We start from the raw sequence: 3571 nt of genomic DNA on the forward strand, positions 1-3571 counted from the left end.
TTAGTTGAGGCCGTGCCCGCGGAAAGCGAAGTAATTAGTCGGAGCATTGCCAATATACATCAAACATTTCAAAATAACTACTTGGCTTAACGCAGTCATTGCACTGATTTTATACTTTCTTAACTTTGAACAAAAACGCAAGCGCCCGGTTAGAAACGTAGTGACTGGATTCTAGTCAACGTAGATAAAGGAATCACGGAAAGCTTGTGAGCAGATGATGACTTAGATTAGAGCGATTCGTGAAGTCGCCTCGTTACTGGCCGCATGCGGCTGGACGCGGCTCAACACGCCCATATATCCATAGGCTCAAATTTTATTTCCTAGCCCCCAAAAAAAAGACGACTTATATTAAAGCCGATTTGAGTATTTAACAATTTAACTTAACACTGCACGATCATTATCTAATTGTGTTCCACGAATACGTCTGAACTCCTGTAGTAAATCTTCAATCGTTAATCTTTGTTTTTCTTCTCCACTTACATCATAAATAATTTGACCTTTATCCATCATAATTAATCGATTGCCTAAATCCAATGCTTGCTGCATATTATGTGTCACCATTAAGGTTGTAAGATTAAATTTTTGAACGACCTCTCCCGTTAATTCTGTAATCAGTGCAGCTCTGGATGGATCTAACGCCGCAGTATGTTCGTCCAATAACAATATTTCCGGTTCTGTAAAAGTTGTCATTAACAGCGATAATGCTTGTCTTTCACCACCAGATAGCAGACCAACCTTTGCAGTTAATCGATTCTCTAATCCTAAATTCAGGGAACTTAGTACTTCCTTGAAGGTAGATTTCCTGTTTTTTGTTACTCCAAGTCTTAATTTTCGCTTATGAATCCTACCAAGTGCCATTGCTAGATTCTCTTCTATCGTCATGGAAGGAGCTGTACCTGCCATCGGGTCCTGAAAAACCCTGCCAATAAAAGTAGAACGCTTATACTCTGGCAAATGAGCAACTTGTTGACGATTTATAAAGACATCACCTACATCAGGTATAATTTGTCCTGCAATTACATTCATTAAAGTCGACTTTCCTGCTCCATTACTTCCGATTACTGTTACAAAATCACCTTTATCCATTTCTAATTGAATATCTTGCAATGCCTTTTTTTCGTCAGGAGTCTGTTCGTTAAACGTGACGGATATGTTAGCTAGCTCAAGCATTTACGAGACCTCCTTTTTCAATGGATAAAGCTGCCTTTGTTTTAATAGTCGGCGCTTTTTCTCTTTTCTAGCTTGTAGTATTTTAGGCGTTACTAAAGAAAGAATAACGATTAGCGCGGTCATTAATTTCATATCTCCTGTATCCATAAAGTCGATGCGTAATGCCATCGTAACGATAATCCGATAAATAATTGCTCCACCGATAACAGCAAAAGTAGCTCTTGCCACTGTTTTTTTACCAAATAACGCTTCTCCGATGATAACAGAAGCAAGTCCAATAACAATCATACCAATACCCATACCAACATCAGCAAATCCACCTTGTTGAGCGATCAGAGCCCCAGCAAGGGCTACCATACCATTAGAGATACCAACACCAATAATGGTTAATGAATCTGTATTAGCTGACAGACTCCGAATCATTTGTTTATTGTCACCGATAGCCTGCAGTGCAAGACCTACCTCTGTTTTCAAATAGAAATCAGTTAATACTTTAATCATAAGCGTAACCACAACCATAAGGATTACAATTCCCCAAGTAGGTGGAAATTGTTCAATACCGACTACTGCTAATAAATTGTTTAATAACGTAGTGATCCCGGTGTTCTCAATTAGCGAATTAATGGAATCAAATACGACATTCTCATTTATAATAGATAAATTAGGCTGCCCCATAATCCGTAAATTAATAGAATAAAGCGCTGTCATCATAAGTATTCCCGAAAGTAAAGCATTAATTTTCCCCTTTGTATGTAGCAACCCTGTAAAACATCCAGCAATGAAGCCCGCTGCAGCTGCAAGTATCGTTGCAATAATTGGTGAAACACCATTCATAATGGAAAGCGCTACTACAGCACCTCCAGTAACAAAGCTGCCATCCACAGTTAGATCTGGAAAATCAAGTATACGAAAGGTTAAATACACACCTAATGCCATAATTGCATAGATTAGACCCGATTCTACAGCTCCAAACAAAGATATAAACATATGAATCCTCCTGTTTGAGGTAAAATTTAGAGCCAGACTCATCTCCGGCTCTACTCTATTATTCGTCTATTCAGCTTCTAAAAACTGCGCTGATTCATCCCATTCTGTATTCCATTCTACATTTTGCTCTTCGGCAGCCTGCTTATTAATAAATAACTGGAGTTCAGGTGGGTATTCAACTAGAAAATCACTTGGGGCTTTATCTCCTTTTAATATTGCTGCTGCCATTTCACCTGTTCGATATCCAATTGTATTATAATCAATACCAAACGTTGCAAATCCACCTTTAGCTAGTGAATCAGGCTCGCCAACAATCAATGGAATATCCTGATCATTTGCAACTCCTACTACGCTATCTAGTGCTGAAACTACTGTATTATCTGTAATAATATAAAAAAGATCAACATCACTAACAAGTGAAGTAGCAGCTTGCTGAACTTCAGAAGATGTAGCAACCGTTCTTTCTTCAATTGTTATTCCGGTGCCTTCAGCAGCTGTTTTTACCGCATCGACCTGCGTTACTGAATTTTGCTCACCTGCATTATAGAGCATACCAACCGTTGCATCAGAAAAATAGGTTTCTATAAATTCAACTGTCTTTGCAATTGCATCAGGATGAAGGTCTACCACACCAGTTATATTATCACCAGGTTCTTCCATGGTTTTTATTAAACCTGCTTCTACAGCATCGGTTACCGAGGTAAAAACAATCGGTATGTCACGGGTAGCCTGCAAGGCACCAATCGCACTTGGAGTAGAATTAGCAAAAATTAAATCAACACTATCTGCTACAAACCCATCTGAGATTGGTTTAATATTATTCTGATCTCCCTGAGCACTTTGAAAATCAAATTCGGCGTTAATTCCGGCATCATTTAATGCTTCTTGAAAGCCTTCGTAAGCTGCATCAAGTGACGGATGTTCCACGATTTGACTTACTCCAATTTGATAACTCTTATCATCTGTTGCAGCTGTTCCCTCATCGTTCTCATCGCTTCCACATGCTGTAAGCGCCAGAATGCCGAGAATAACTATAAAGCCTAAAAACCTTTTCAATGCGATTCCCCCTTTTTATACTTCATTAACGTTAGAAATAGTCAAGCGAATTATATCATATAATTTATTAAATAACCAGAATCTTTTAATAGTTAAAAACTATCAGGTTACATAATTTTTTTATTATTCCGTTAATTGTGTATATAAATGTACATAGATAAGGAAGGATTCGGCAGCGGTGCATCGCGCAGAAAAAGCGTTCTTTTTTCAAGGAGGCTTCGCATATTTCAGTAAAAAAACTGAGCAAAATTCGCTCAGTCCTTATCACTAAATGCTCAGATTTACGCTTCCTCTAGTAGCTATTATGGAATAATAGCTACTGCTTGCTTGACCACCACTCCGGCTGCCCACTTCCCTT

Annotated in this window: 3 protein-coding genes; all 3 read right to left on the reverse strand. The window is 38.5% G+C overall.

Annotation, left to right across the window (positions count from 1 at the left end; translation table 11 throughout):
• Positions 1-375: 375 nt before the first annotated feature.
• Positions 376-1170: an ABC transporter ATP-binding protein gene (locus tag RVS70_RS21395; RefSeq protein ID WP_121605058.1), complete on the reverse strand. Its 795-nt coding sequence runs from the start codon at positions 1168-1170 to the stop codon at positions 376-378.
• Positions 1171-2157, reverse strand: a complete 987-nt coding sequence (locus RVS70_RS21400) for an ABC transporter permease (RefSeq protein ID WP_026679613.1) — start codon at positions 2155-2157, stop codon at positions 1171-1173.
• Between the two features lie 66 nt (positions 2158-2223).
• Positions 2224-3213, reverse strand: coding sequence for an ABC transporter substrate-binding protein (locus RVS70_RS21405; RefSeq protein ID WP_026679612.1), 990 nt, complete (start codon positions 3211-3213; stop codon positions 2224-2226).
• Positions 3214-3571 lie beyond the last annotated feature (358 nt).

It is taken from the genome of Virgibacillus sp. M23 (assembly GCF_034190895.1).
In the GTDB taxonomy this organism is placed as follows: domain Bacteria; phylum Bacillota; class Bacilli; order Bacillales; family Amphibacillaceae; genus Virgibacillus; species Virgibacillus salarius.

Coding starts and splice junctions, on each gene's coding strand:
- RVS70_RS21400 (WP_026679613.1), bottom strand. CDS start 2,157: ATGTTTATATCTTTGTTTGGAGCTGTAGAATCGGGTCTAATCTATGCA.
- RVS70_RS21395 (WP_121605058.1), bottom strand. CDS start 1,170: ATGCTTGAGCTAGCTAACATATCCGTCACGTTTAACGAACAGACTCCT.